At 67.1% G+C, this 25,846-nt stretch carries 27 protein-coding genes; 18 read left to right on the top strand and 9 right to left on the bottom strand.

What is annotated here, in order from left to right; genetic code table 11:
- Window positions 1-25: 25 nt before the first annotated feature.
- A complete protein-coding gene (gene murJ / locus ACTHN1_RS08390; RefSeq protein WP_440470496.1) occupies window positions 26-1,636 on the bottom strand; it encodes a murein biosynthesis integral membrane protein MurJ in 1,611 nt (536 codons plus the stop codon).
- A 110-nt stretch (window positions 1,637-1,746) separates the two neighbouring features.
- On the opposite strand from murJ, the gene rpsT reads away from it, so the two are divergent.
- Window positions 1,747-2,016 carry a 30S ribosomal protein S20 gene (gene rpsT / locus ACTHN1_RS08385; RefSeq protein WP_440470495.1) on the top strand — a complete coding sequence of 90 codons (270 nt, stop codon included), beginning with the start codon at window positions 1,747-1,749 and terminating at the stop codon, window positions 2,014-2,016.
- A gap of 274 nt (window positions 2,017-2,290) precedes the next feature.
- On the opposite strand, the gene cgtA is transcribed toward rpsT, so the two are convergent.
- The 3 genes from cgtA to rplU form a co-directional block, all read right to left on the bottom strand.
- Window positions 2,291-3,343 carry an Obg family GTPase CgtA gene (cgtA, locus tag ACTHN1_RS08380; RefSeq protein WP_440470494.1) on the bottom strand — a complete coding sequence of 351 codons (1,053 nt, stop codon included), beginning with the start codon at window positions 3,341-3,343 and terminating at the stop codon, window positions 2,291-2,293.
- A gap of 186 nt (window positions 3,344-3,529) precedes the next feature.
- The gene (rpmA, locus tag ACTHN1_RS08375; protein ID WP_141453508.1) at window positions 3,530-3,790 is read right to left on the bottom strand and encodes a 50S ribosomal protein L27; all 261 of its coding nucleotides are present in this window, start codon (window positions 3,788-3,790) and stop codon (window positions 3,530-3,532) included.
- A gap of 12 nt (window positions 3,791-3,802) precedes the next feature.
- On the bottom strand, window positions 3,803-4,111 hold the full coding sequence (rplU, locus tag ACTHN1_RS08370; protein WP_141453509.1) for a 50S ribosomal protein L21: 309 nt from the start codon (window positions 4,109-4,111) through the stop codon (window positions 3,803-3,805).
- 393 nt (window positions 4,112-4,504) lie between these two features.
- Between rplU and uvrA the strand changes: the two genes are divergently transcribed.
- Both uvrA and ACTHN1_RS08360 read left to right on the top strand, forming a co-directional pair.
- Window positions 4,505-7,426 carry an excinuclease ABC subunit UvrA gene (uvrA, locus tag ACTHN1_RS08365; protein WP_440470493.1) on the top strand — a complete coding sequence of 974 codons (2,922 nt, stop codon included), beginning with the start codon at window positions 4,505-4,507 and terminating at the stop codon, window positions 7,424-7,426.
- A complete protein-coding gene (locus ACTHN1_RS08360) occupies window positions 7,423-7,842 on the top strand; it encodes an acyl-CoA thioesterase (RefSeq protein ID WP_440470492.1) in 420 nt (139 codons plus the stop codon). Before uvrA ends, ACTHN1_RS08360 begins: the two co-directional genes overlap by 4 nt.
- Before the next feature lie 97 nt (window positions 7,843-7,939).
- On the opposite strand, the gene ACTHN1_RS08355 is transcribed toward ACTHN1_RS08360, so the two are convergent.
- Window positions 7,940-8,389: a copper chaperone PCu(A)C gene (locus ACTHN1_RS08355; protein WP_440470491.1), complete on the bottom strand. Its 450-nt coding sequence runs from the start codon at window positions 8,387-8,389 to the stop codon at window positions 7,940-7,942.
- 38 nt (window positions 8,390-8,427) lie between these two features.
- Between ACTHN1_RS08355 and ACTHN1_RS08350 the strand changes: the two genes are divergently transcribed.
- Window positions 8,428-9,204, top strand: coding sequence for an enoyl-CoA hydratase/isomerase family protein (locus tag ACTHN1_RS08350; protein ID WP_440470490.1), 777 nt, complete (start codon window positions 8,428-8,430; stop codon window positions 9,202-9,204).
- 41 nt (window positions 9,205-9,245) lie between these two features.
- On the opposite strand, the gene ACTHN1_RS08345 is transcribed toward ACTHN1_RS08350, so the two are convergent.
- The 4 genes from ACTHN1_RS08345 to ACTHN1_RS08330 all read right to left on the bottom strand — a co-directional run bounded on the left by ACTHN1_RS08345 (window position 9,246) and on the right by ACTHN1_RS08330 (window position 13,122).
- Window positions 9,246-10,583 carry a substrate-binding domain-containing protein gene (locus ACTHN1_RS08345; RefSeq protein ID WP_440470489.1) on the bottom strand — a complete coding sequence of 446 codons (1,338 nt, stop codon included), beginning with the start codon at window positions 10,581-10,583 and terminating at the stop codon, window positions 9,246-9,248.
- Window positions 10,584-10,660: 77 nt separating this feature from the next.
- Window positions 10,661-11,515 carry a sulfurtransferase gene (locus ACTHN1_RS08340; RefSeq protein ID WP_440470488.1) on the bottom strand — a complete coding sequence of 285 codons (855 nt, stop codon included), beginning with the start codon at window positions 11,513-11,515 and terminating at the stop codon, window positions 10,661-10,663.
- On the bottom strand, window positions 11,515-12,315 hold the full coding sequence (locus tag ACTHN1_RS08335; protein ID WP_440470487.1) for an NUDIX hydrolase: 801 nt from the start codon (window positions 12,313-12,315) through the stop codon (window positions 11,515-11,517). Before ACTHN1_RS08335 ends, ACTHN1_RS08340 begins: the two co-directional genes overlap by 1 nt.
- Window positions 12,316-12,420: 105 nt before the next feature.
- On the bottom strand, window positions 12,421-13,122 hold the full coding sequence (locus ACTHN1_RS08330; RefSeq protein WP_440470486.1) for an FKBP-type peptidyl-prolyl cis-trans isomerase N-terminal domain-containing protein: 702 nt from the start codon (window positions 13,120-13,122) through the stop codon (window positions 12,421-12,423).
- Window positions 13,123-13,292: 170 nt separating this feature from the next.
- Here ACTHN1_RS08330 and ACTHN1_RS08325 point away from each other — a divergent pair, with 170 nt between their 5' ends.
- The 14 genes from ACTHN1_RS08325 (at window position 13,293) to ACTHN1_RS08260 (ending at window position 25,769) form a co-directional block, all read left to right on the top strand.
- Complete coding sequence (locus ACTHN1_RS08325; protein WP_440470485.1) at window positions 13,293-14,075, top strand: enoyl-CoA hydratase/isomerase family protein; 783 nt, start codon at window positions 13,293-13,295, stop codon at window positions 14,073-14,075.
- 7 nt (window positions 14,076-14,082) lie between these two features.
- Window positions 14,083-14,466: a hypothetical protein gene (locus ACTHN1_RS08320; RefSeq protein WP_440470484.1), complete on the top strand. Its 384-nt coding sequence runs from the start codon at window positions 14,083-14,085 to the stop codon at window positions 14,464-14,466.
- A 7-nt stretch (window positions 14,467-14,473) separates the two neighbouring features.
- A complete protein-coding gene (gene nth, locus ACTHN1_RS08315) occupies window positions 14,474-15,145 on the top strand; it encodes an endonuclease III (protein ID WP_440470483.1) in 672 nt (223 codons plus the stop codon).
- A 379-nt stretch (window positions 15,146-15,524) separates the two neighbouring features.
- Window positions 15,525-16,691, top strand: coding sequence for an OprO/OprP family phosphate-selective porin (locus ACTHN1_RS08310; protein WP_440470482.1), 1,167 nt, complete (start codon window positions 15,525-15,527; stop codon window positions 16,689-16,691).
- A 278-nt stretch (window positions 16,692-16,969) separates the two neighbouring features.
- Entirely contained in the window at window positions 16,970-17,986 is a 1,017-nt protein-coding gene (gene pstS, locus ACTHN1_RS08305) for a phosphate ABC transporter substrate-binding protein PstS (RefSeq protein ID WP_440470481.1), read from the top strand.
- Window positions 17,987-18,284: 298 nt separating this feature from the next.
- Window positions 18,285-19,382 (top strand): phosphate ABC transporter substrate-binding protein PstS, encoded by a 1,098-nt coding sequence (gene pstS / locus ACTHN1_RS08300; protein WP_440470480.1) that lies wholly within the window; start codon window positions 18,285-18,287, stop codon window positions 19,380-19,382.
- Window positions 19,383-19,459: 77 nt separating this feature from the next.
- Window positions 19,460-20,431 (top strand): phosphate ABC transporter permease subunit PstC, encoded by a 972-nt coding sequence (gene pstC / locus ACTHN1_RS08295; protein ID WP_440470479.1) that lies wholly within the window; start codon window positions 19,460-19,462, stop codon window positions 20,429-20,431.
- 1 nt (window position 20,432) lies between these two features.
- Complete coding sequence (pstA, locus tag ACTHN1_RS08290) at window positions 20,433-21,284, top strand: phosphate ABC transporter permease PstA (protein ID WP_440470478.1); 852 nt, start codon at window positions 20,433-20,435, stop codon at window positions 21,282-21,284.
- Window positions 21,277-22,095, top strand: a complete 819-nt coding sequence (gene pstB, locus ACTHN1_RS08285; protein WP_440470477.1) for a phosphate ABC transporter ATP-binding protein PstB — start codon at window positions 21,277-21,279, stop codon at window positions 22,093-22,095. The genes pstA and pstB overlap by 8 nt, the downstream gene beginning before the upstream one ends.
- A 97-nt stretch (window positions 22,096-22,192) precedes the next feature.
- On the top strand, window positions 22,193-22,903 hold the full coding sequence (gene phoU, locus ACTHN1_RS08280; protein WP_440470476.1) for a phosphate signaling complex protein PhoU: 711 nt from the start codon (window positions 22,193-22,195) through the stop codon (window positions 22,901-22,903).
- Between the two features lie 126 nt (window positions 22,904-23,029).
- The gene (locus ACTHN1_RS08275) at window positions 23,030-23,566 is read left to right on the top strand and encodes an RNA polymerase sigma factor (protein WP_440470475.1); all 537 of its coding nucleotides are present in this window, start codon (window positions 23,030-23,032) and stop codon (window positions 23,564-23,566) included.
- 65 nt (window positions 23,567-23,631) lie between these two features.
- Complete coding sequence (locus tag ACTHN1_RS08270) at window positions 23,632-24,078, top strand: HvfA family oxazolone/thioamide-modified RiPP metallophore (protein ID WP_440470474.1); 447 nt, start codon at window positions 23,632-23,634, stop codon at window positions 24,076-24,078.
- Between the two features lie 91 nt (window positions 24,079-24,169).
- Window positions 24,170-25,015 (top strand): HvfB family MNIO-type RiPP peptide maturase, encoded by an 846-nt coding sequence (locus ACTHN1_RS08265; RefSeq protein ID WP_440470473.1) that lies wholly within the window; start codon window positions 24,170-24,172, stop codon window positions 25,013-25,015.
- On the top strand, window positions 25,008-25,769 hold the full coding sequence (locus ACTHN1_RS08260; protein ID WP_440470472.1) for an HvfC family RiPP maturation protein: 762 nt from the start codon (window positions 25,008-25,010) through the stop codon (window positions 25,767-25,769). Before ACTHN1_RS08265 ends, ACTHN1_RS08260 begins: the two co-directional genes overlap by 8 nt.
- Window positions 25,770-25,846: the final 77 nt, after the last annotated feature.

The following is a 25,846-nucleotide window of genomic DNA, read 5'->3' as shown; positions in this document are numbered from 1 at the left end:
CGAAGTATAGCCGCCCCGCTCCATCTCAATGTCCCCGCAGATCGCGGGGCCGGATGCCCTGCAGCCACAGCAGCGCCGCGTACAGCGTTCCGCCGCTGCCGACCAGCACCGCCAGCCGCCAGCCGCGCTCCCACCAGGCCCAGTGGGACCAGTCCGGCCAGACCCATCGCAGCGCCAGCACCACCACAGTCATCGCCAGCGAGGCCAGGCCAATCTGGCGCAGGAACCGCCCCCAGCCCGGCTGGCGCCGGTAGACGCCGGCCCGGCGCAGGTACCAGGCCAACTGCACGGCGTTGGTCCAGCCGGCAATGGCGATCGCCAGCGCCAGCAGCGCGTGCGCGCCGGGGACGTGGGCCAGCGCGTCCAGGTACTTGCCGTCGGCCTTGGCCAACGCAGCCTGGCCCACGTCGGTGAACATCAACAGGCCGGCGAACAACAGAATCGTGGCGCTCGCGTTCACCAGCACCGATACCACCGCCGACTTGACCGGCGTGCGGGTGTCCTGGCGCGAGTAGAACGCCGGCGCCAGCACCTTCACCAGCAGGAAGGCCGGCACCGCGGTGGACTGGGCCATCAGGCTCCAACTGCTCATCTGCGCATGGAAGGCGGTGAAGTTGTGGTACTGGAACAGCGTCGCCATCAACGGACCGGCGCACAGGACCAGGCCGATGCAGGCCGGCACGCCGATCAGCAGGCACAGGCGGAAGCCCCAATCCAGCCCCTTGGAGAAACCTTCCGGATCGGTCGCGGCGTGACGGCTGGACAGGTGCGGCAGGATGACCGTACCGATGGCCACGCCGAACATGCCCAGCGGAAACTCCAGCAGGCGATCGCTGTAATACAGCCAGCTCACGCTGCCGCTCACCAGGAACGCCGCGGCCCAGGTGTTGAACAGCAGGTTGAACTGCACCACCGAGGAACCGAACAGGGTCGGCACCATCAGTTTCATGATCTTGCGGACGCCCGCGTGGGCCAGCCCCAGCTTCGGGCGCGGCATCAGCCCGAGTTTCGCCAGCGCGGGCAGTTGGAAGACCAGTTGCAGGATGCCCGCGACGAACACCCCCCAGGCCAGCGCCATCACTGAGGCGCCGCTGACGAAGGCAAGCCAGGCCGCCGCGATCATCGACAGGTTCAGCAGGATCGGCGACAGCGCGGGAATCGCGAAACGCTGGTAGCTATTGAGCACACTGCCCACCAGCGATGCCAACGAGATGAACAGCGCATACGGGAAGGTGATGCGCAGCATTTCGGCGAGCATGTCGTGATGCTCGCCGGTGTACTTGGAGGCAATCAGGAAGGCCAGTTGCGGCGCCAGCAGCAGGACCAGCGCGGTCACCACCAGCAGGGCCGCCGCCAGGGTGCCGGTGACCCGATCGATCAGTTCCTTGACGGCCTCCTGTCCATGCTTTTCCTTGTACTCGGCCAGGACCGGCACGAAGGCCATCGAGAACGAGCCCTCGGCCGAAAGCCGGCGCATGAAATTCGGAATCCTGAACGCGATGAAGAAGATGTCCATTGCGGCGGTGGCGCCGAACACCGCCGCATAGACCTGGTCCCGGACCAGCCCCGAGAGGCGGGACAGGAAGGTCATGGCGCTGAAAACGGCGGTGGAACGCAGGAGCCGATTGCCGCTCATCGGGCGGTCTCCCCTGCCGGTTGACCCAGGTTGACGCAAGCCTCTGAATAGTCCATACTTTTTTGTCTATTTTCCCGTAACCCCATTATCCCAGCTTTCAGGAACCCATCGTGGCCAATATCAAGTCCGCCAAGAAGCGCGCCAAGCAGACCGTCGTGCGCAATGCGCGCAACTCTGCCCAGCGCTCCATGCTGCGCACCGCCGTCAAGAAAGTGCTCAAGGCGCTTGACGCCAACGACGCCCCCGGCGCGCAGGCCGCTTTCGCCGTGGCCCAGCCGATCCTGGACCGCTACAGCTCGCGCGGCCTGATCCACAAGAACAAGGCTGCCCGTCACAAGAGCCGCCTGACCGCCCGCATCAAGGCGCTCCAGGCCGCCTGAACAGGCGACCACGGGAAAGCAAAAAAACCCGGCTCCGGCCGGGTTTTTTGTTGCCCGGAATCCAGCCTGCTCCCCTGCTTGCGGGGCAGGATGGGGGTGGGGGCGGAACGGAATCGATTGGTTGGCTACCGACGGGGAACTACGAACGTCCGACGCCGGCTTCACTGGATAGCGTCTGCCCTGTGGGCCCACCCCGGATTCCGGCTTGCCCCCATCCCGGCCTTCCCCCGCATGCGGGGGAAGGAGCAAAGCGGCTAGCGTCGGCTCTGCCGCCTCAGCCGGCATTCCGGGCCTCTTCGGCCTCTTCGCGCTCGCGGTCGAAGAACGCCATCACGTCCTGCATGATCGGCCAGGTGCCTTCGCGGGAAATCGCGGAAATCTGGTACCAGGGATGCATCCAGTCCAGTTCGGCGACGATCTGTTCGGCGCGCTCGCGGGCCTCGTCCTCGAACATCAGATCGGCCTTGTTGAGCACCAGCCAGCGCGGCTTCTCCAGCAGCGCAGGATCGTGCTTCATCAGTTCCTGCTCGATGGCGCGGACCTGATCCGCCGGGGCGATGCCCTCGACGCCACCTTCCATCGGCGCCATGTCCACCAGGTGCAGCAGCAGGCGGGTGCGCTGCAGGTGACGCAGGAACTGCGCGCCCAGGCCGGCGCCGTCGGCGGCGCCCTCGATCAGGCCGGGAATGTCGGCGATGACGAAACTGCGGTGCGCCTCGACGCTGACCACGCCCAGGTTGGGATACAGGGTGGTGAACGGATAGTCGGCGACCTTCGGCGTGGCCGCCGAAACCGCGCGAATCAGGGTGCTCTTGCCTGCGTTGGGGAAGCCCAGCAGGCCGACGTCGGCCAGCAGTTTCAGTTCCAGCTTGAGCAGGCGCTGTTCGCCTTCCTCGCCCGGCGTGGCCTTGCGCGGCGCGCGGGTCACCGAGCTCTTGAAATGCATGTTGCCCAGGCCGCCCTTGCCGCCCTTGGCGACCAGCAGGCGATCCCCGTGGCGGGTCAGGTCGCCGATGACCTCATCGGTCTCGACGTTGGTGATGACGGTGCCGACCGGCACGGTGATGGTCAGATCCTCACCGGCCTTGCCGTACATCTGCCGGCCCATGCCGTTCTCGCCGCGCTGGGCGCGGAACGTCTTCTCATGGCGGAAGTCGACCAGGGTGTTGAGGTTTTCGTCGGCGACCAGCCAGACGCTGCCGCCGTTGCCACCGTCACCGCCGTCCGGTCCGCCCAGCGGAATGAACTTCTCGCGCCGGAAGCCGATGCAACCGTTGCCGCCGTTGCCGGCGATGACCTGGATTTCCGCTTCGTCTACGAGTTTCATGGGAATCGGGATTGGGAATCGGGATTGGAGATTCGGACAGGCGGCATCGCCGGTCCGGACAGGCCGCAAAGGGAACCACGGGAAGGAATCCGCTTTTTCACGAATCCCGAATCACCCCTCCCAATCCGGCCCCCAAACGAAAAGCCCCGCACGCGGCGGGGCCCTTCGCTACGTGTGTGCGGCGCCTCAGGCTTCCGCGACCACGCTCACGGTGCGGCGCTTCTTCGGGCCCTTGATCGAGAACTCGACCTTGCCGTCGACCAGCGCGAACAGGGTGTGATCGCGACCCAGGCCGACGCCAGAACCCGGATGGAACTGGGTGCCACGCTGACGGACGATGATGTTGCCGGCGTCGATCGCCTGGCCACCATAGACCTTCACGCCCAGCATCTTCGGATTGGAGTCGCGGCCGTTGCGCGAGGAGCCTACGCCCTTTTTATGTGCCATGACTGATTCTCCTTACTTGTTGATGCCGGTGATTTCGATTTCGGTGTAATGCTGCCGGTGACCCTGACGCTTCATGTGGTGCTTGCGGCGGCGGAACTTGATGATGCGGACCTTGTCGGCGCGGCCGTGGCCGACGATCTTGGCCGAGACGCTCGCGCTCTTCAGCGCGTCGCCCAGGGTGACGCTTTCGCCGTCGCCCAGCATCAGGATGTTGTCGAACGTGACTTCCTTACCGGCTTCCGCATCGAGCTTCTCGACGCGCAGAGTCTCGCCCTTCATCACGCGGTATTGCTTACCGCCAGTGACCAGAACTGCGTACATTGGTGAATCCTCTTCTGTAGTTATTCTCTTGACCCGACCACCATCGAGGGCGGTCAGAAGCGGAATTGTAGGGCTTTCAGCAGGTTAGGGTCAAGTCACCCCTCCCCTTCGTCCCGGGAGGCGCCCGCCGTTCCCCTCCTGCCGGCCCCTCCCGTGCCAGTCGCAGCGGCTGAGACAGCGATCAGGTCTGCTCGGCGGCGGTGGCAGAGGCCGGAAACCGGGTGAACGGTACCGGAGCGATGCCCGCGGGACAGCCCCGGCGGGCCTTTGCTCAAGGCGATTTGCCCCCAAATAACGGAATCGCTACGCTGGGCGATTCGCTGGCGCGACCGGGTCGCACCGGCGGATCCGGAGCCCTTCCCTCCCCCTTTTCTGAACAGGCCACCCCACGGCATGGACAGCATCCGCATCCGCGGCGCACGCACCCACAACCTCAAGAACATCGACCTCGACCTGCCCCGGGACAAGCTGATTGTCATCACCGGGTTGTCCGGCTCGGGCAAGTCCTCGCTGGCGTTCGACACCATCTACGCCGAGGGCCAGCGCCGCTATGTCGAGTCGCTGTCGGCCTACGCCCGGCAGTTCCTGTCGGTGATGGAAAAGCCGGACGTGGACCATATCGAGGGTCTGTCGCCGGCCATCTCGATCGAGCAGAAGTCGACCTCGCACAATCCGCGTTCGACGGTCGGCACGATCACCGAGATCTACGACTACCTGCGCCTGCTGTACGCCCGCGTCGGCACCCCGCGCTGCCCCGACCACGGCTATCCGCTGGAAGCACAGACGGTCAGCCAGATGGTCGACCAGGTACTCGGCCTGGACGGCGAACAGCGCTACATGCTGCTGGCGCCGGTCATCCGCGAGCGCAAGGGCGAGCATGCCCAGGTGTTCGACCAGTTGCGGGCGCAGGGTTTCGTGCGCGTGCGCGTGGACGGCCAACTGCACGAAATCGATTCGGTGCCGCCGCTGGCGCTGCGCCAGAAGCACACCATCGAAGCGGTCATCGACCGCTTCCGCCCGCGCGAGGACATCAAGCAGCGCCTGGCCGAGAGCTTCGAGACCGCGCTGAAGCTGGGCGACGGCATGGCCTCGGTGATGTCGCTGGACAAGCCGGAAACCGATCCGCTGCTGTTCTCCTCCAAGTATTCCTGTCCGGTCTGCGACTATTCGCTGCCGGAACTGGAACCGCGTCTGTTCTCGTTCAATTCGCCGGTTGGCGCCTGCCCGACCTGCGACGGCCTGGGCGTGGCGCAGTTCTTCGACCCGGCGCGTGTCGTGGTGCATCCGGAACTGTCGCTGGCCGCCGGCGCGGTGCGCGGCTGGGATCGCCGCAACGCGTATTACTTCCAGTTGATCGCGTCGCTCGCCAAGCACTACCGCTTCGATGTCGACGCGCCCTGGCAGTCGCTGCCGGAGAAGGCCCGCCAGGCCGTGCTGTACGGCAGCGGCGAGGATGTCATCACCTTCACCTACCTCACCGAATCGGGCGGCCGCACCCAGCGCAAGCACCGTTTCGAAGGGATCGTGCCGAACCTCGAACGCCGCTACCGCGAGACCGAATCGCCGGCAGTGCGCGAGGAGCTGGCCAAGTACATCAGCGAGCAGCCCTGCCCCGATTGCGGCGGCGCGCGCCTGAACAAGGCCGCGCGCAACGTGTTCGTCGCCGACCGGCCGCTGCCGGCGCTGGTGGTGATGCCGGTGGACGAGGCGCTGTCGTTCTTCCGCAGCCTGGTCCTGCCCGGCTGGCGTGGCGAAATCGCCGCCAAGATCGTCAAGGAAATCGGCGAACGGCTGGGCTTCCTGGTCGACGTCGGCCTGGATTACCTGACCCTGGAACGCAAGGCCGACACGCTGTCCGGCGGCGAGGCGCAACGCATCCGCCTGGCCTCGCAGATCGGCGCCGGCCTGGTCGGCGTGATGTACGTGCTGGACGAACCCAGCATCGGCCTGCACCAGCGCGACAACGAGCGCCTGCTCGGCACGCTCACCCGCCTGCGCGATCTGGGCAACACCGTGATCGTGGTCGAGCATGACGAGGATGCCATCCGCGCCGCCGACTACGTGCTGGACATCGGTCCCGGCGCGGGCGTGCACGGCGGCGAGATCGTCGGCGAAGGCAGCCTGCAGGACATCCTGAAGGCGCCGCGCTCGCTGACCGGCCAGTACCTGTCCGGCAAGCGCCGCATCGAGGTGCCCAAGGCGCGCCACAAGGCCAACCCGAAGATGATGCTGCATCTGCGCGGCGCCAGCGGGAACAACCTGAAGGACGTCGACCTGGACATCGCCTCCGGGCTGTTCACCTGCATCACCGGCGTGTCCGGATCGGGCAAGTCGACGCTGATCAACGACACCCTGTTCGCGCTGGCCGCCAACGAGATCAACGGGGCTTCGCACAAACCGGCGCCGTACCGCGAAGTGGTCGGCCTGGATCTGTTCGACAAGGTGGTCGACATCGACCAATCGCCGATCGGCCGTACGCCGCGCTCCAATCCGGCCACCTACACCGGCCTGTTCACGCCGCTGCGCGAACTGTTCGCGCAGGTGCCCGAGGCGCGCGCGCGCGGTTACTCGCCTGGCCGCTTCAGCTTCAACGTGCGCGGCGGCCGCTGCGAGGCCTGCCAGGGCGACGGCCTGATCAAGGTGGAGATGCACTTCCTGCCGGACGTGTACGTGCCCTGCGATGTCTGCCACGGCAAACGCTACAACCGCGAGACGCTGGAGATCCTGTACAAGGGTTTCAACATCAACGACGTGCTGGAAATGACCGTCGAGGATGCGCTGAAGCTGTTCGAGCCGGTGCCGGCCATCGCCCGCAAGCTGGAAACGCTGATGGACGTCGGCCTGAGCTACATCAAGCTCGGCCAGAGCGCGACCACCCTGTCCGGCGGCGAGGCGCAGCGCGTCAAGCTGTCGAAGGAACTGTCGCGCCGCGACACCGGCCGCACCCTGTATATCCTGGACGAGCCCACCACCGGCCTGCACTTCCACGACATCGAGCATCTGCTGGCCGTGCTGCACAAGCTGCGTGACGAAGGCAACACCATCGTCGTCATCGAGCACAACCTGGACGTGATCAAGACCGCGGACTGGGTGGTGGATCTGGGGCCGGAAGGCGGTCATCGCGGCGGGCGCATCCTTGCCGCCGGTACCCCCGAAGACATCGCCGCGCATCCGGAATCCCACACCGGACACTTCCTGGCCAAGCTGCTGCCCGCTAGCAAGACGCCCAAGGCGAGCAAGCCGGCCGCGGTCGCCAAGCCCGACGTGCTGCCGCCGCGCAAGTCCGACAAGAAGAAGGCCGCGAAAGCCAAATGAGCACGACGTCCGAGACCTCTTCTGAACGCAAGCGGCTGGCGGCGATTCCGATCAGCGTGCGCTGGCGCGACATGGACAGCATGGGCCATGTCAACAACGCCAAATACGTGTCCTACCTGGAAGAAGCGCGCGTGCGCTGGATACTGGATATCCCGGGCGTCTCGATGACCGATCGCATCGCGCCCGTGGTCGCCGCCAACAACATCAACTACCGGCGGCCGCTGACCTGGCCGAACGACATCCTGGTCGAACTGTACGTGGATCGCCTGGGCACCAGCAGCGTCACCATCGGCCATCGCATCGTCGACCAGGACGGCGTGTTGTACTGCGACGGCAACGTGGTGGTGGTGTGGATGGATACCCACACCGGCAAGAGCGCACCGCTGCCGGACGCGGTGCGCAACGCGTCTGTCTAGAAATCCGCAGGAGCGGCGCGGGTCGCGGCCGGAATCAGATCATCGATGGTCGCGACTCACGTCGCGCCTGCACACACCGTCATGCGATGTCATGGCGCTACGGCGCCGCCCTGCGCACCTCGAAGGTCACGGGAACGCTGCGGCCATCCTTCAATTTGAGCGTGATCACCGGCTTGTCGCCTTCCTTCACCGGCGTGTAGGGCTTGTACAGCATCAGGTGCAGGCCGCCGGGTTTGAACTCGACCGACTTGCCGGCGGCAATCGGCAAGGTTTCCAGTTCGCGCATCTTGTTGACGCCGTCGACCTGGCGGGATTCATGCAGTGAAACCTCGGAGAACGCCAGGCTGTCGGCCCCGGTGATTTCCACGGCCTTGGCGCAGGCGTTCTCGATGCGGAGAAAACCGGCCATCATCGGCATGGCCGGCGATGGCGGCAGGCGTATCCATGCCTGGCGGGCCGTGGGCAGGCATTCGGCGGCATGGACGGACGCGCTGCCGGCCAGCAGCAGCGCGACGGATACAAGGGCGGATACATGGCGGCGATTCATGGGCCTATCATAGGCCCACACGCCCTTGGAGCAGATGAATGTCCTCGCTGATCGAAACCCGGGACCATGGCAACGTCCGCGAGATCCGGCTGGCCAGGCCTCCGGTCAACGCCCTCAACACCGAGTTGTGCCGCGCGCTGATCCACGCGATCGATACCGCCATCGGTGAAGGCGCCCACGGCATCGTGCTGGCCGGCAACCCGAAGATCTTCTCCGCCGGCATGGACGTGCCCTATCTGCTTTCGCTGGGCGGGAACCGGCATGCGCTGATGGATGCCTGGCAGGCGTTCTTCGGCGCGGCGCGAGCGCTGGCGGACTCGCGGATACCGGTGGTCGCCGCCATTGGCGGCCACGCGCCGGCCGGTGGCTGCGTGCTGGCACTGTGTTGCGATTACCGGGTGATGGCGCGCAGCCCCGACCCGGCGCGGCCCTTCGGCATCGGCCTGAATGAAACCCAGGTGGGCCTGGTCGCTCCCGAGGGCATCCAGCGGCTGATGCGCCGGCTGGTCGGTCCGCACCGGGCCGAACGCCTGTTGGTGGCCGGCGAAATGGTGCCGTCCGAACGTGCGCTGGAACTGGGCCTGGTCGACGAACTGGCCGACCAGGATCAGGTCGATGCGCGCGCGCTGGCCTGGCTGGAGAACCTGCTGCGCCTGCCCCATCACCCGATGCTGCAGACCCGCGCGATCGCCCGCCGCGACGTGGTGGAGGCGATGTCGCCCGAGTTCATCCAACTGGATCGCTTCATCGACGCCTGGGATGCCCCCGACACCCAGGCCGCGTTGAAGGCGCTGGTGGACAAGCTCAAGAAATAACCTGCATCGGCGGCCATGCCGGTCGCCGCATGCACGCCATCTCAACGCACCCACACCTCCACCCGTTCGTTGCGGTAGCGCGCATCGGCATCATTGCCCTGCAGCAGCGGACGACTGGCGCCCATGCCGATGGAGCGTTGCACCGCGATGCCCTGCTTGACCAGTTGATCGGCCACCGCGTCGGCGCGCTGGTTGCTGCGCACGGTGGCGATCAGGCGATTGCTGCCGTCGTCGTGCGAGAAACCGACCACGGTCACCTGGCGGCCCCGATTCTGCGGCAGCCGCAGGTAGGCGGCCAGGCGGTCCATGTCGTTGGCGCCGCGGCTGTCGAAGAACGTCGTCAATGACGCTGGATTGAAACGCAGGCTCAGCGGCAGGCGCGCGGTGCCAGCCACCGCCTGTCCATACGGCTGCGCGGGATCCGGCGACCGCGCCTGCATCGCCGGACGCAGGGTCACCGCCAGGAACCCCGCCTGCGCCACCGCCCGCTGCGCATCGCGGCCGACCGCGTACTGGGCAAAGCTGCGGCCCAGCGCCGACATCAGCGGGCCGCCGTAGAGCCGGTAGCGCCGCACCAGCGGATAGTCCTCGCTCATCACGTTGATGCGGGTGGGCAGGACCGCGATGCCGCCATCGGCGATGGCGAGCGTGCGGGTGCCGCGCGGGATGGCGCTGGCCACGCCGACCACCGCGATCGCATCCGGATCCTCGGCCACCGCGCGCGCGGCCTGCGCGAGCGTCGCGTGGGTCCGCGCGGTGGCGGCCGCCGGCGCGGTTCCGAGCACGCGTTCGCGCAGGAAATCGCGGTTCCCGCTGGGCGCGCGGCCCAGATGCAGATGGATGGGCGCATTGCGCCCGCCGATCCCGGCCCAATCGCCGATGCGGCCGCTGACCAGATCGCGCAGTTGCGCGACCGTCAGCCCGCGGACCGGGTTGCGCTCGTTGACCACCACCGCCAACCCATCGACCGCGACCACGAATTCCTGTTCCGGCGACGCCAGATCACCCAACTGCCACGCCGCTTCGCGCTCCGCCGCCAGTGGCGCGCGCGACAGCATCGCGATCTCGGCATTGCCCTCGATCAGATCGTTGAATCCGGCGGCCGAGCCACGCTTGTCGACCTCGACGATCAGCGGCACGCCATCGCGCACCGCGCGGATGTCGGTGCGCAGCGGCGAAACCGTCTGCCGGCGGATGCCGGTGTAGCCGATATGGCGAAGCCAGGTTTCGACCAGCGCCGGCACCAGCGCGTCACCCAGCGTGTTGGAACCATGGATGCGCAGGCGCTCGGCGGAAGCATCGTCCTGCGCGGACGCCGGCAGGCAGGCCGGCAACAACAGGCACATCGCCAGCGCGAGGTGCGGCAAACGGTGCAGCATCGGTCATCCCCCTGTGAAGCGCGGGAGAGTGACCGGGGAGCGTTACAAGGCGATGACGAAGCGGGCCCGTGCGCGGATCAGGGTGCGCCGCGCTCGACCGGTCGCGCGGGATCGGTGATCCAGCCGCTCCAGGAACCCGCATAGACGCGCGCACCGGGCAAGCCCGCATGTTCGAACGCCAACAGCAGGTGGCAGGCGGTCACGCCCGAGCCACACATCAGCACCAGGTCGTCCGGCCGGCGTCCGGCCAGCATCGGCGCGAGTTCGGCATGCAGTTCGGCGGGCGGCTTGAAACGGCCGTCGCGCAGGTTGGCGCCGAACGGGCGATTGAGCGCGCCCGGCACGTGGCCGGCCACCGGATCGATGGGTTCCACCTCGCCGCGGAAGCGCTCGGGGGCGCGCGCATCGAATAGCCAGCCACTGTCTTCATCGAGCCGTTGGCGGACTTCCTCGGCGTCGGCGATGAGCCGCGCGTCGAACCTGGCCGGATATGCCGGCAGAGGAACGACCTGCGGTGTTTCGACCGCTTCCGGCAGGCCATGTGCGCGCCATGCCGCCAAGCCGCCGTCGAGCACCGCCACCCGCCGATGGCCCAGCAGCTTCAGCATCCACCAGAAACGCGCGGCGGCCATGCTGCCGTCGCCGGCGTCATAGACGACCACCTGGTGCTCCGGCCCGATGCCCCACTCGCCAAGCCGGCGTGCGAACGCCGCTTCATCGGGCAATGGATGGCGGCCAAGACCCGCGCGGGAAAGATCGGACAGATCCTGGTTGAGATCCGCATGCACCGCACCCGGCAGATGCGATTGCGAATGGGCCTGCCGGCCGGCCGAGGGATCCATCAAGGCGAACCGCGCATCGACGATCCGCAGTTCCGGATCGCCCAGCGCCCCGGCCAGCGCCTCCACGTCCACCAGCGTCGTCCAGTGCATCACGCGCCCTCCAGCCGTTGCCTCAGGTTGAACAGGATGGACGCGGTGGCTCCCCAGATGCGCTGGCCGGGCCAGCCGTATTCCAGCACCGCGCGACGGCGACCGCGGTAGTCGACTTCTACCCGGCGCAGATTGGCGGGCGCCATCAGGTAGTCCAGCGGAACTTCGAAAACATCGGCCACCTCGCCCGGCTCGGGCGTGGCGACGTAGGTCGGGTCGATCACCGCCACCACCGGCACCACCCGGAAACCACTGATGGTGGTGAACGGATCCAGGAAACCCAGCGGCGCGATCTGTCCGGCGGGAATGGCCAGTTCTTCCCAGGTCTCGCGCAGCGCGGCGGCGACCACGCCCGCGTCGGCCATCTCGATGCGGCCGCCCGGAAAGCTCACCTGCCCGGCATGATGGCGCAGGCCATCGGTGCGCTTGGTGAGGATGACCTGGGTTCCCTGCGGGCGCGGCACCAGTCCGGCCAGCACGGCGGCCTCGGCCGGTTCGCCCGGCGGCAGCAGGTCGACCAGTTCCTCATGGTTCCAGCCGCGCGCGGTGGGAATCCGATCCAGCGGATGCAGCACGTGCCGCAGGCGCGTGGCCTCGGGCAGGCGCTGTTCGAACGGCAGTCGGCCCTGCTCGCGCGCGGGCAGCACCGATTCCATCAGACGCAGGCGTTCGTCATCGTTCATTTGCGACCAGCGGGCGATCTCGGCGGTCGTTCGCAGACAGCCTTCGCACAGCCCGTCATCACCCAGGGTACAGACGCCGATGCACGGGCTAAGCACGGCGCGGAATGCGGAATTCATGAACCTTCATACCTGCGCAGCCTAGCGCGAAAATCGCGCCGGCGCCGCGCAAAACGCACTACGCCGGCCCAGGGGCCGGCGTAGCGGGACTGCGGGAAAAGCGAATTACTTGGTGCTGAGCAGCTTGATTTCGAACACCACCGCCACGTTCGGCGGGAAGCCAGTGCGCGGATCCGCGCCATAGGCCTTGTCCGGCGGCAGCGCGACTTCCCACTTGGCGCCCGACGGCATCTGCAGCAGCACTTCGCGCATGGCCTGCATTTCGATCTCGCTGACCTTCACGTTCGGCATCTGCTGCGCCGGACGGGCTTCGGCCGGCTTCTGGCCGAACGGATACGGACCGGCCACTTCCAGGCTCACGGTGCTGGCCTGGGTCGGCTTGGCGCCGGCGCCGGCTTCGATCACGCGGTACTGCACGCCGCTGGGCAGCGTCTGCACGCCGGCCTTGGCCTTGTTCTGGGCCAGGAACTGATCGCTCTTGGTCTTGTTTTCCGCGGCGACCTTGTCGTACTCGGCCTTGGCCTGCTGGGCGCGCGCCTGCTCACGCTTCTGGAAAGCTTCCAGCGCGGGCTTGAGCTGGTCGGCGGTCAGCGCCGGCTGCTTCTTGGCGTACGCATCCTGGAGGCCCTTGATGACGGTGTTGATGTCGAGCTGCTCGCCACGACCGGTCAGTTCCGCCAGGTTGTTGCCGTAGTCGTAGCCGAAGTAATAGCTCAACTTGCCCTTCTCGGACGTGGTGTCCTGAGCCAGGGCGCTACCGGCCATGGCGAATGCCGCGACAGCGACCACTAACGAACGCAACTTCATCAACGATTTCTCCAGGGTGGTGGTACACGGCGGACGTACCGCCTCGAATGGACGCGCTAGGATAGCGGTCAGGGCGCTTAACCGCCACTGACAACCGCCGGGTACGACCCAAGGGTCGGCCCAAGAGTTCAATTTCACTTAAAATTCACGAATTTACCGGGATCCCGCGCATGTCCGACACCCCCGTTTCCGTCACCCACCAGGGTGCCGTCCGACGCATCACGGTCAATCGCCCGGACAAGCTGAATGCCCTCAACGCGGCCACCCTAGACGCCCTGTTCGCCGCCTTCGAAGCGGCCGCCGGCGACCCGGCCGTGCGCGTGGTGGTGTTGACCGGGGCCGGTCCCAAGGCGTTCGTGGCCGGCGCGGACATCGCCGAGATGTCGTCCCTGTCCGCGACCCAGGGGCGCGATTTCTCCCTGCGGGGCCAGCGCCTGATGCGACGCATCGAAACCCTGCCCAAGCCGGTCATCGCGATGATCAATGGATTCGCCCTGGGCGGCGGTCTGGAACTGGCGATGGCCTGCCACCTGCGCATCGCCTCGGAGAACGCGAAGGTCGGCCAGCCGGAAATCAACCTGGGACTGATCCCGGGCTTCGGCGGCAGCCAGCGGCTGCTGCGCCTGGCCGGGCGCGCGGCGGCGCTGGAACTGTGCCTGCTCGGCGCGCCCATCGGCGCCGAGCGCGCGTATCAACTCGGCATCGTCAACAAGGTCGTCGCCGCCGACGCGCTCGAAGCCGAGACCGCGCAGTGGGCCGAACAGCTCGCGCAGGCCGCGCCGCTGGCCCTGCGCGGCAACCTGGACGTCATCCACATCGGTGGCGAGTGCGCGATCGAGGAAGGCCTGCAGTACGAATCGGCGCAGTTCGGCCTGATGTTCTCGACCGAGGACATGCGCGAAGGCACGCAGGCGTTCCTGGAGCGCCGCAAGCCGCAGTTCACGGGCCGCTGAACGCACCATGGGCGAAACGCCGCGCGCCGGTTGTCCCCAGGCCGCACGCATCGACGCCGTGCTGGCGTCGCTCGCACGCGACGATGTGGATGCGGCCATCGAGGCGGGGCTGATGGATCTCCTGCCTTGCCCGCCGGGCCACGCGTGCGAATGCGCGGCGCGCTGGACGACGATCCGGGAAACCCAGCAACGCCTGCGGGCGGCCTGGAACGCGCGTGATCGCCATCGCGCCCGCCAGCTCCGGTTGGCGCGGCGGGCCGCCGAACGCGATGCCCGGCGCGCTCCCGCGGTGGCCGCGCAACCGACCGCCCGCCCCGCGCTTCCTGCTTCCGCGGCCGCCATCCTGGCGCGCGTCAAGGCGCGCGCGGCCGGCCACAAGGCCTCCGAATAGACATCGCATGACCGAACGCCGCAAACGCCGCAGCCGCACCCTCAGCAAGGCCGAAGTGCACGAACTGTTCTCGCGCCTGCGCGAACTGAACCCCAAGCCCAGGACCGAACTGGAGTACAGCAGCCCGTTCGAGCTGCTGGTGGCGGTGACGTTGTCGGCGCAGGCCACCGATGTCGGCGTCAACAAGGCCACCCGGCGCCTGTTCCCGGTAGCCAACACGGCGGAGAGGATCCTCGCCCTCGGCGAGGAAGGGCTGAAGAAGTACATCGCCACCATCGGCCTGTTCAACGCCAAGGCGAAGAACGTGATCGCCACCTGCAGGATTCTCGTGGATCAGTACGGCGGCGAGGTCCCGCGCTCGCGCGAGGCGTTGGAGGCGCTGCCGGGCGTGGGCCGCAAGACCGCCAACGTGGTGCTGAACACCGCCTTCGGCGAGCCGACCATGGCGGTGGACACCCATATCTTCCGCGTCGCCAACCGCACGGGGCTGGCACCGGGCAAGAACGTGCGCGAAGTCGAGGACGGCCTGCTGAAGGCCGTGCCGCCCGAATTCCTGCTCGACGCCCATCACTGGCTGATCCTGCACGGCCGCTACGTCTGCAAGGCGCGCAAGCCGGATTGCCCGCAGTGCGTGATCCGGGATCTGTGCCGCTACCCGGACAAGACCGTGGCGGACTGAGTCGGCCGGGAACCGGGATCGTGAGGGTGCCGGTTTCCGCGACCCGGCGGACTACGGGGTGGCTGGCGGGAAAGGACGTGCGCTTCGGGCGCCACTGATCGCCTGATGTCAGCGCCAACAGCAAATCCCCCCTCGGTCCCCTTTAAAAAGGGGAGGCAAGGCGGGGATCTCGCGAGTTCCGGCGTTCAATGGCCGCGTGACCAATCATTCCGAATTCCGGCTTTCAACGGCCGCATGGCCGGTCATGCCGAATCCCCAATCCCCGTCCCTCTGCCATCGAACTGTCATCCCGACGAAATAAGACAGCGCTGTAACAATAACGCAACTTTCACCAATTAGCCTGCGCAGCGTCTTCCACACCTGCCCCAAGGGCTAACCCATGAAACTCTCCCGCAGCACCCTGACGCTCGCTCTGCTGGCCGCCGTCGCCGCGCCCGCCGCCCAGGCCGAGATTCCGATCGATGTGATTGGCGGTTCCGAAGTGTCGTTCGAAGGCCTGGTCCAGGCCGACTTCTACAAGTTCGATACCGACACCATCGATTACGGTGCCGATTCGGCCTCCGATCTGGATGGCAAGGACTATCTGAACGAGCTGCGCCGCGCCGAGCTGGTGCTCAAGGGCAAGGGCCCGGGCAACATCGAGTGGGTGCTGGGCTACGACGCCAAGGACGACAAGTTCCTGGACGCCAACGTCAAGTACAAGATCGGCGGCAACGCCAACCACTTCCTGCAGATCGGCCAGTTCAAGCAGCCGGGCGCCACCCTGGAAGAGCTGTCCAGCACCAAGAACAACGACTTCATCTCCAAGTCGTCGATCACCAACTCGCTGGGCACGCCGCGCCGCGTCGGCCTGCAGTACAACATCGGCGACGTCAACTGGGGCGTGACCGCCAGCTTCTTCGGTCGCGAGCTGACCCGCAACCGCGAGCACGGTGGCGGCTATTCGGCGCGCGGTTACTGGGCGCCGATCAACGAGACCGGCAACATCCTGCACCTGGGCGTGTCGTACACCGACAAGGACACCGATGGCGACGTGATCCGCCTGCGTGCCCGTCCGATGGCCGACATGGTCCCGACCCGCTTCATCGACACCGGCAGCAGCGGCCTGCGCGCCAGCGACCGCAACAGCGTGATCGGCGCCGAGGCCATGTGGGTCCACGGTCCGGTCAAGCTGCAGGGCGAATACATGAAGACGGACGTGAAGCGCTATGGCAGCTTCGACGACTTCAGCGGTGACGGCTTCTATGTGTCGGGCCTGTGGAACATCACCGGCGAGACCTGGGGCTACAAGGGCGGCGTGCCGACCACCGGCCTGCCCTCCGATCCGGTCAAGGGTCTGTGGCAGGTGGGCCTGCGCTACGACACGATCGATCTGACCGACGGCGCCGTCGTCGGTGGCGAGATGGACAGCTGGACCGCCGGCGTGAACTGGTACTGGCGTTCCAACTTCAAGTTCATGCTGAACTACGTCGCGGTCAAGCAGGAAAAGGGCCGCCTGAAGGACGACCCGAACGTGGTCGAAGCCCGCCTGCAGTTCTACTGGTAAGCGGGACGATCCATTCGTCCGGCGAGGGCGCGGCGCAAGCCGCGCCCTTCGCTTTTTTTGCATGCGGGAAAGACCCGCGCGTGGGCCGGCCCGCAGGCCCGCCCGCCTCCGGCCCGGCGCCGCCGGGGCCCCGCCAGGTCGCGGGACGCCCGGTCATCCGATTCCCTTCGGCCCCTGTCATCCGACTGTCATTAAGGCGACATGGGGCTGTCACGCAAACGTCGTGAAATGCACGCCGACGGCACACCGTGCCGCTACACCACTCCCAGGAGCCATCCGTGTTCAACTCGTTCAAGACCCGCGTCGCCGTGCTGGCCATCGCCGGCGCGATCTCGGCCCACGCCGCCGCCGCCGACGTCACCGGCGCCGGTGCGTCGTTCGTCTACCCGGTCATGACCAAGTGGTCGGCCGACTACGCCAAGGCCACCCAGAAGAAGGTCAACTACCAGTCCATCGGTTCCGGTGGCGGCATCGCCCAGATCAAGGCCGGCACGGTCGACTTCGGTTCGTCCGACGCCCCGTTGAAGCCGGACGAGCTGGCCAAGTTCAACCTCGCCCAGTTCCCGTCCGTGATCGGCGGCGTGGTGCCGGTGATCAATGTGCCGGGCGTGGCCTCGGGCGCGCTGAAGCTGGACGGCGACCTGCTGGCCGACATCTTCCTGGGCAAGGTCACCACCTGGAACGACCCGCGCATCGTCGCGCTCAACGGCGGCGTGCAGCTGCCCGCGCAGAAGATCACCGTGGTCCACCGCTCCGACGGTTCGGGCACCACCTTCAACTTCGTCAACTACCTGTCCAAGGTCAGCCCGGAGTGGAAGAGCAAGGTCGGTGAAGGCACCAGCGTGCAGTGGCCGACCGGCATCGGCGGCAAGGGCAACGAAGGCGTCGCCGCCTACGTGAAGCAGATCAAGGGCGGCATCGGCTACGTCGAACTGTCCTACGCGCTGCAGAACAAGATGGCCTATTCGCGCCTGAAGAACGCCGCCGGCAACTACGTGCTGCCCAGCGACGAGACCTTCTCGGCCGCCGCAGCCAGCGCCGAATGGGGCACCGCCAAGGATTTCTACCTGGTGATGACCAATGCTCCGGGCGCCAACTCGTGGCCGATCACCGCCACCAACTTCATCCTGGTCAGCAAGCAGCCGAAGAACCCGGCCGGCACCAAGTCGACCCAGGAGTTCTTCCGCTGGGTCTACGCCAACGGTGACGGCCAGGCCAAGGCGCTGGACTACGTGCCGCTGCCGGATCCGCTGGTCAAGCAGATCGAGACCTACTGGACCCAGAACCTGAAGTAACCCTCTCCCCGATCCCGACCGCGTACCCCTCTCTCTCCCGCGCGGCCGGGATCTCCTTCTCAAACCTCCTGGCATTTCTTGAAGCGGGCCGCACGGCCCGCTTTTTTTGTCCGTCGCGCAGGGCGATGGCGGGCCTGGGGCAACGCGTCACCGGGGCCGGCGGTCGGTGCCGGGGCCGATTCTTCCGCCTGGCCTGAAGCGCCGGAAATCCGACGCCGGCCACAGTGTCATCACGCTGTAACAAAAACATCATTTCATAGCCGCCATGACACAAACCGCCCACGTTATGGAGTCCACCATGTCCTTCGCCTCGCCGGTCCGCTTCGCGGCCCTCGCCGTCGCCGCCAGTCTGTTCATCGCCGGCTGCAAGCCCGCCTCCGATGCGCCGGCGACGACGGGCGCCACCCCGGCCGCCGAGGGCGCCGGTACCGGCGCCGCCAAGGTGACCGCCGAGATCACCGGCGCGGGCGCGTCGTTCATCTATCCGCTGATGGCGCGCTGGTCCAGCGACTACAACCAGAGCACCGGCGCGAAGATCAACTACCAGTCCATCGGTTCCGGCGGCGGCATCGCCCAGATCAAGGCGGCCACGGTCGACTTCGGTTCCTCGGACAAGCCGCTGTCGCCGGAAGAGTTGGCACAGGCCGGTCTGGGCCAGTTCCCTTCGGTGATTGGCGGCGTGGTGCCGGTCATCAACCTGGCCGGCGTCGAGTCCGGCCAGCTGAAACTGAGCGGTCCGGTGCTGGCCGACATCTTCCTGGGCAAGATCACCACCTGGAACGACCCGGCCATCGCCGCGCTCAATCCGGGCCTGAAGCTGCCGGCCGAGAAGATCAACAGCGTGCATCGCTCCGACGGTTCGGGCACCACCTTCAACTTCGTCAACTACCTGTCCAAGGTCAGCCCGGAGTGGAAGAGCAAGGTCGGTGAAGGCACCTCGGTGAATTGGGCAGGCGGGGTTGGCGGCAAGGGCAACGAAGGCGTGGCCGCCTATGTGCGCCAGCTGAAGAATTCCATCGGCTACGTCGAACTGGCCTACGCCGAACAGAACAAGATGGCCTACGCCTCGCTGCAGAACGCCGCCGGCAACTTCGTGCAGCCGACCGCGCAGAGCTTCGCCGCCGCCGCGGCCAGCGCCGACTGGGCCAGCGCCAAGGACTTCAACCTGGTGATCACCAACGCGCCGGGTCCGGAGGCCTGGCCGATCACCGCGACCAACTTCATCCTGGTCTACAAGCAGCCCAAGGATGCGGCGCGCGCGAAGAACACCCTGGACTTCTTCAAGTGGGCCTACGAGCAGGGCAAGCCGCAGGCCGAGCAGTTGGACTACGTGCCGCTGCCGCCGGAACTGGTGAAACAGGTCGAGGCGTACTGGGCCGCGGAAATCAAGCTCTGAGCCGTGCTCCGCGCGTGGCCGCCTGACCGCGGCCACGTCCCCCGCCCACGCAACGCCGGCCCGGACCCTCCGACCGCATGAATACCGCCACCCTCCCCGCTTCACTGACCGATCTGCGCACCGCCCGCGACGCGCGCGCCGATCGGCTGTTCCGCTGGACGCTGACCGCGGCCGGCCTGTTCGTCCTCATCTCGCTGATCGCCGCCGCCCTGTCGATGCTGTGGGGTGGCCGCGAAGCCCTGCAGACTTTCGGCCTGGGTTTCTTCACCAGCACCGAATGGAACGTCGGCACGCGCGAGTTCGGCGCGCTGGTGCCGATCTACGGCACCCTGGTCAGCGCCACCATCGCGATGGTGATCGCGGTGCCGGTCAGCTTCGGCATCGCGCTGTTCCTGACCGAGGTCGCGCCGACCTGGATGCGGGGTCCGGTCGGCATGGCGATCGAACTGCTGGCCGGCATCCCGTCGATCATCTACGGCATGTGGGGCCTGTTCGTGCTGGCGCCGCAGCTGAGCGAACACGTCTATCCGTGGATCGACGAGAACCTGGGCCAGATTCCCGGCATCGGCGTGCTGTTCTCCGGCCCGCCGCTGGGCATCGGCATGCTGACCGCCGGCCTGGTGCTGGCGATCATGGTCATCCCGTTCGTTTCCTCGGTGATGCGCGAGGTCTTCCTGACCGTGCCGGGCCGGTTGAAGGAATCGGCCTACGCGCTCGGTTCCACCCGCTGGGAAGTGATGTGGGACATCGTGCTGCCTTACACCCGCTCGGCGGTGATCGGCGGCGTGTTCCTGGGCCTGGGCCGCGCGCTCGGCGAGACGATGGCGGTGACCTTCGTCATCGGCAACGCCTACGCCATCAGCGCGGCGCTGCTGGAACCCGGCACCTCGATCGCCGCGACCATCGCCAACGAGTTCGCCGAAGCCACCGACCCGCTGCACCGCGGCTCGCTGCTGCTGCTCGGTTTCACCCTGTTCCTGCTGACCTTCGTCGTGCTGGCCGCCGCCCGCCTGATGCTGCGCCAGCTGGCCAAGCGCGAGGGCAACTGACATGTCCACTTCGTTGTACACCTGGCGCAAGGTCAAGAACGTCGTCGCGCTGACCCTGTCCATCGCCGCCGCCATCTTCGGCCTGATGTGGCTGGTGTGGATCCTGTGGACCACGATCACCAAGGGACTGGGCAGCCTCAACCTGGACCTGTTCACCATGATGACGCCGCCGCCGAATGAACCCGGCGGCCTGCTCAACGCCATCTTCGGCAGCGTGGTGATCAGCCTGCTGGCCATCGTGCTCGGTACGCCGATCGGCATCGCCGCCGGCACCTACCTGGCCGAATACGCCAACAAGCATTGGCTGGGCGAAACCATCCGCTTCGTCAACGACATCCTGCTGTCGGCGCCGTCCATCGTGCTGGGCCTGTTCATCTATACCGTCATGGTCGCGCAGATGGGCCACTGGTCCGCGCTGGCCGGCGCGGTGGCGCTGGCCTTCATCGCCCTGCCGGTGATCGTCCGCACCACCGACGAGATGCTGCGGCTGGTGCCCCAGCAGATGCGCGAGGCCGCGCTGTCGCTGGGCGTGCCGCAATGGAAGGTGACCACCCAGGTGCTGCTGCGCTCCGCTCTGCCGGGCGTGGTGACCGGCGTGCTGCTGGCGCTGGCGCGCATCAGCGGCGAAACCGCGCCGCTGCTGTTCACCGCCTTCAACAACCAGTTCTGGAGCACCGACCTGATGCAGCCGATGGCCAACCTGCCGATGGTCATCTACCAATACGCGATGAGCCCGTACGACTCCTGGAACTCGCTGGCCTGGGCCGGCGCGTTCCTGGTGACCGCGCTCGTCCTGCTGCTCAGTCTGTTGGCCCGGACCATCCTCCTGCGAAACAAGGTGACCCATGAATGACGTGGCCCGTATTTCGGTCGCGACCCCGCAGCGCGAACCCGACACCGGTATTCCGGCGCGGGTGAAGCTGGCGGCCAAGAACCTGGATTTCTACTACGGCGGGTTCCATGCCCTGAAGGGCATCAACCTGGAGATTCCGGAAAAGAAGGTCACCGCGCTGATCGGCCCCTCCGGCTGCGGCAAGTCGACCCTGCTGCGGATCTTCAATCGCATCTATTCGCTGTACCCGAAGCTGGAAGCCAAGGGCGAGGTGCTGCTGGACGGCCAGAACATCCTCGACCCGAAGTTCCCGATGAACCGGCTGCGCAGCAAGGTCGGCATGGTGTTCCAGAAGCCGGTGCCGTTCCCGATGACCATCTACGAAAACGTCGCCTATGGCATCCGCCACCACGAGCGCATCGGCAGGGCCGACATGGACGTGCGCGTGGAGCAGGCCCTGCGCCAGGCGGCGCTGTGGGACGAGGCCAAGGACAAGTTGAAGCAGAGCGCGCTGGGCCTGTCCGGCGGGCAGCAGCAGCGCCTGTGCATCGCGCGCGCCGTCGCCCTGCGCCCGGACGTGATCCTGCTGGACGAGCCGACCTCGGCGCTGGACCCCATCTCGACCAGCAAGATCGAACAGCTGATCGAGGAATTGAAGCAGGACTACACCATCGCGATCGTCACCCACAATATGCAGCAGGCCGCGCGCGTATCCGACTACACGGCCTTCATGTACCTGGGCGAGCTGATCGAGCACGACGCGACCGCGACGATCTTCTCCAAGCCCAGCAAGCAGCAGACCGAGGATTACATCACCGGACGTTTCGGATGAAACGCCCCGCGGAAAGGGGGAACCGCAAGCACGGATCCCGCACCCTCCGCGTTCCCGTCAATCCCGGATTCCCAATCCCCAATCCCGGCCTCTATCCATGAATACCCAACCGCACGAGCACATTGTGAAAAGTTACGACGAAGAGCAGCGCCGGCTGGTGACCGAAATCGTGCGCATGGGCGAGATCGCCGTGGCGCAGCTGGAAGCCGCCCTGGACGTGATCGAGCGCCGCGACGATCGCGCCGCCCAGCGCATCATCGCCAACGACGAGGCGATCGATACTCTGGAACAGCAGATCAGCCATGACGTGATGCATCTGGCCCTGCGCGGACCGATGGCCCGCGACCTGCGCGAGATCCTCGCCGGCCTGCGCATTCCCGCCGACATCGAGCGCATCGGCGACTACGCCGCCAACGTGGCCAAGCGCTCGATCGCCCTCAACGTGTCGCCGCCGATGCCGCAGATCACCGGCCTGCGCACGCTGGGCAAGCTGGCCGCGCAGCAGGTGCGTGAAGTATTGGTGGCCTACCAGAACAACGACGACGCCCGTGCCCTGCAGGTCCGCGAACGCGATGCCGAGCTGGACGCGCTGTACACCGCGCTGTTCCGCGAGCTCCTGACCTACATGATGGAGGACCCGCGCAACATCACCCCGTGCACGCACCTGCTGTTCATGGCCAAGAACCTGGAACGCATCGGCGATCACGCCACCAACATCGCCGAGAACGTGTGGTTCCTGATCCACGGCGACCAGCCGCTGCCGGCCCGCGACAAGCGCGACGAGACCAGCACCACCGGCGCGGTTTGACCCCGCTCCAGGGCTGAACGAAAACTGAGCCAAACCGGGGGCGGGCGAATCCTTTCGTCCGCCCCCGCGCTCTTTCTGGCTGGCGGACATGGCGCGGACGCGCGATGCTGGCCGACGGAGAGCAGGATGGGCGCAGCCGCAATCGCAACGACCGAGGACCTGATGGCCGCGCGCGACGGCGACGCGGCCGCGCTGCAGCGCGTGCTGATCGTCTCGCGGCAGAACCTGCGCCGATACGCCGAATACCACTGCGTGGTCAACGACGCCGAGGACGCGGTGCAGGAGAGCCTGCTGCTGGTGTCCCGGCGGATCGGCGATCTGCGCGCGGTCGAGGCCTTCACCTCCTGGCTGTTCCGCATCGTCAAGCGCGAATGCAACCGGCTCAAGCGCGGCCTGCGCCTGCTGACCGGCGAGGCGATCACCGAGGACCTGCTGCCGCCCACCCGCTTCGAACCGGTCGAACTGGGCCACGACGTCGCCCGCGTGCTGGAAACGCTTCCACCGCACTATCGCCGGATCCTGCTGCTGCGGGACCTGGAGGGCATGACCATCGACGAGCTCGCCGCGGAGCTGGAGCTGACTCCGCAGGCGGTCAAATCCCGCCTGCACCGGGCCCGCGCGCTGGCCCGCGAGTACCTCCGCGACGACCCCACACTTCCCTAACAACGCCGGATTACACTGGCGCCCCCTGCCGTGCGGACCCCCGCACCTCAACTGGAGAAACTGCAATGTCAAAGTCCAACCAGAAGCCCGTCGCCCTCGCCATGTGCACCGCGCTGGCCGGCGGCATCGTCCTCGCGGGTTCGGCTTTCGCGATGGAACCGCTCTCGCAGGGCTACCTGCTGGCCGCGCAGGACGCCAAGGCGGCCGACGCCAAGACCGCCGAGGGCAAGTGCGGTGAAGGCAAGTGCGGCATCGAGAAGGCCGACACCGACAAGGACGGCAAGGTCTCCAAGGCCGAGTTCGACACGGCGCATCCGGGCAAGAGCGACAAGTTCACCGCCATCGACACCAACAAGGACGGCTTCATCGACGCCGCCGAAGCCAAGGCGCACCACGAAGGCAAGTGCGGTGAAGGCAAGTGCGGCGGCGACACGAAGGATGACGCCAAGGCCGGCGACAAAGCCGCGCACGAAGGCAAGTGCGGCGAAGGCAAGTGCGGCGGCGCCGCCTGACGCCATCGGTGCACGGTCCATTCCCTCCCCCGCTTCCGGGGGAGGGTGATGGCCGGACCGCCACGTCCGCGATCCCGCCGGTGGAGCTTCCGTGAACCGCACGCCCGCTGCCGTTTCCGCCGGCCTCGGCCTGCGCCGCGCGCTGCTGGATCAATTGCTGGCCGCCGCGCCCGGCGATTTCGATTTCCTCGAATGCGCGCCGGACAACTGGATTGGTGTCGGCGGCCGCCTGGGCGAAACGCTGGCGCAGCTCGCGGCACGCACGCCGCTGACCTGCCATGGCCTGTCGCTGTCACTGGGAGGCGTGGAGCCGCTGGACGATACGTTCCTCGCGCGCACCCGCCGTTTCCTGGATCAACATCGCGTCGCGCTGTACAGCGAACACCTGAGCTATTGCGCCGACGATGGCCATCTCTACGATCTGATGCCCATCCCGTTCACCGGGGAAGCGGTGCGCCACGTCGCCGCCCGCATCCGCCAGGTCCAGGACGCGCTGGGCCGCCGCATCGCGGTGGAGAACGTCTCGTACTACGCCGCGCCGTACCAGGCCATGGACGAAGTCGACTTCGTCAACGCGGTGCTGGAGGAAGCGGACTGCGATCTTCTGCTGGACGTCAACAACATCTACGTCAACGCCATCAACCACGGGTATGAAGCGCACGAATTCCTGGCCCGCATGCCCACGCGGCGCATCGCGTCGTACCACGTCGCCGGGCACTACGACGAAGCCGACGATCTGAAAATCGATACCCACGGCGCCGCGGTGAAGGACGATGTCTGGGATCTGCTGGCCGCCGCCTACCGCCTGCACGGCGTGCGCCCGACCCTGCTGGAACGCGATTTCAACTTTCCGCCGATGGCCACGCTGCTGGCCGAGCTGGACCGCATCCGCGCGCTGCAGGCCCAGGCCGTGTCGCGGGACGCCGCGCATGGCTGACCGGCTGCGCGAACAGCAGTTCGCCTTCGCCCGGCATCTGCGCGATCCGGCGCGGTACCCGCCGCCGCCCGGCATCGAGGATCGCCGTCTGGCGGTGTACCGGGATCTGTTCTTCAACAACATCGAAGGGCTGCTGTCCGGCAATTTCCCGGTGATCCGCCAGACCCTGGGCGAAGCCGACTGGCGCGCGCTGGTACGCGCGTTCTATGCCGGACATCGCAGCCGCACGCCGCTGTTCCCGGAAGTGGCGCGCGAGTTCATCCGTTTCCTGCAGGAACAGCCGCCCCGGGACGACGCTCCCTGGCTGGCCGAACTGGCGCACTACGAATGGGTGGAACTGGCCCTGCAGATTTCCGATGACGCGCCCCCCCGCCACGACCCCGCCGGCGACCTGCTCGACGGGATCCCGTTGCCTTCGCCGCACGCGTGGGCCCTGGCCTACCGATGGCCCGTGTCCCGGATCGGCCCCGACCACCGGCCCACCACGCCGCCGGCCGCGCCTACGCTGCTGCTGGTCCGCCGCGATGCCGACCACACCATCCGTTTCGCCGCGCTGTCGCCGCTGATGTATCGCCTGTTCGAACTGGCCGGCGAGCGCCGCTTCACCGGCCGGCAACTGCTCCAGCAACTGGCCGGGGAAGCCGGTGTTGCGGCCGACGACGACTTCATGGCGCAGGGCGCCGCGATGCTGGCCCGGATGCTGCGTGAAGGCAGCCTCCTCGGCACCGCCCTTCCCGAAGGGGCGCATCCCTAGCGACGTCGGACCGCGCCGCGCGCGTCGCGCCATGACACGCCGCGTTCGCATTCATCCCGCGCTGCGAAAGCGTCGTC

It is taken from the genome of Pseudoxanthomonas sp. (assembly GCF_051953815.1).
Classification (GTDB): Bacteria; Pseudomonadota; Gammaproteobacteria; order Xanthomonadales; family Xanthomonadaceae; genus Pseudoxanthomonas_A.
Note: the sequence above shows the minus strand (reverse complement) of the source record. Positions and strands in the feature narration are given on the sequence as shown.

Bases quoted from the DNA above. Each gene is read 5' to 3' on its own strand.
- ACTHN1_RS08260 (WP_440470472.1), top strand. From the start codon at position 25,008: ATGGCTGACCGGCTGCGCGAACAGCAGTTCGCCTTCGCCCGGCATCTG.
- ACTHN1_RS08350 (WP_440470490.1), top strand. From the start codon at position 8,428: ATGTCCTCGCTGATCGAAACCCGGGACCATGGCAACGTCCGCGAGATC.
- ACTHN1_RS08345 (WP_440470489.1), bottom strand. From the start codon at position 10,583: ATGCTGCACCGTTTGCCGCACCTCGCGCTGGCGATGTGCCTGTTGTTG.
- ACTHN1_RS08325 (WP_440470485.1), top strand. From the start codon at position 13,293: ATGTCCGACACCCCCGTTTCCGTCACCCACCAGGGTGCCGTCCGACGC.
- ACTHN1_RS08355 (WP_440470491.1), bottom strand. From the start codon at position 8,389: ATGAATCGCCGCCATGTATCCGCCCTTGTATCCGTCGCGCTGCTGCTG.
- ACTHN1_RS08360 (WP_440470492.1), top strand. From the start codon at position 7,423: ATGAGCACGACGTCCGAGACCTCTTCTGAACGCAAGCGGCTGGCGGCG.
- pstC (WP_440470479.1), top strand. From the start codon at position 19,460: ATGAATACCGCCACCCTCCCCGCTTCACTGACCGATCTGCGCACCGCC.
- cgtA (WP_440470494.1), bottom strand. From the start codon at position 3,343: ATGAAACTCGTAGACGAAGCGGAAATCCAGGTCATCGCCGGCAACGGC.
- pstS (WP_440470480.1), top strand. From the start codon at position 18,285: ATGTCCTTCGCCTCGCCGGTCCGCTTCGCGGCCCTCGCCGTCGCCGCC.
- phoU (WP_440470476.1), top strand. From the start codon at position 22,193: ATGAATACCCAACCGCACGAGCACATTGTGAAAAGTTACGACGAAGAG.
- murJ (WP_440470496.1), bottom strand. From the start codon at position 1,636: ATGAGCGGCAATCGGCTCCTGCGTTCCACCGCCGTTTTCAGCGCCATG.
- pstA (WP_440470478.1), top strand. From the start codon at position 20,433: ATGTCCACTTCGTTGTACACCTGGCGCAAGGTCAAGAACGTCGTCGCG.
- ACTHN1_RS08275 (WP_440470475.1), top strand. From the start codon at position 23,030: ATGGGCGCAGCCGCAATCGCAACGACCGAGGACCTGATGGCCGCGCGC.
- rplU (WP_141453509.1), bottom strand. From the start codon at position 4,111: ATGTACGCAGTTCTGGTCACTGGCGGTAAGCAATACCGCGTGATGAAG.
- ACTHN1_RS08330 (WP_440470486.1), bottom strand. From the start codon at position 13,122: ATGAAGTTGCGTTCGTTAGTGGTCGCTGTCGCGGCATTCGCCATGGCC.
- ACTHN1_RS08270 (WP_440470474.1), top strand. From the start codon at position 23,632: ATGTCAAAGTCCAACCAGAAGCCCGTCGCCCTCGCCATGTGCACCGCG.
- uvrA (WP_440470493.1), top strand. From the start codon at position 4,505: ATGGACAGCATCCGCATCCGCGGCGCACGCACCCACAACCTCAAGAAC.
- ACTHN1_RS08335 (WP_440470487.1), bottom strand. From the start codon at position 12,315: ATGAATTCCGCATTCCGCGCCGTGCTTAGCCCGTGCATCGGCGTCTGT.
- ACTHN1_RS08320 (WP_440470484.1), top strand. From the start codon at position 14,083: ATGGGCGAAACGCCGCGCGCCGGTTGTCCCCAGGCCGCACGCATCGAC.
- ACTHN1_RS08310 (WP_440470482.1), top strand. From the start codon at position 15,525: ATGAAACTCTCCCGCAGCACCCTGACGCTCGCTCTGCTGGCCGCCGTC.
- nth (WP_440470483.1), top strand. From the start codon at position 14,474: ATGACCGAACGCCGCAAACGCCGCAGCCGCACCCTCAGCAAGGCCGAA.
- pstB (WP_440470477.1), top strand. From the start codon at position 21,277: ATGAATGACGTGGCCCGTATTTCGGTCGCGACCCCGCAGCGCGAACCC.
- ACTHN1_RS08340 (WP_440470488.1), bottom strand. From the start codon at position 11,515: ATGCACTGGACGACGCTGGTGGACGTGGAGGCGCTGGCCGGGGCGCTG.
- rpmA (WP_141453508.1), bottom strand. From the start codon at position 3,790: ATGGCACATAAAAAGGGCGTAGGCTCCTCGCGCAACGGCCGCGACTCC.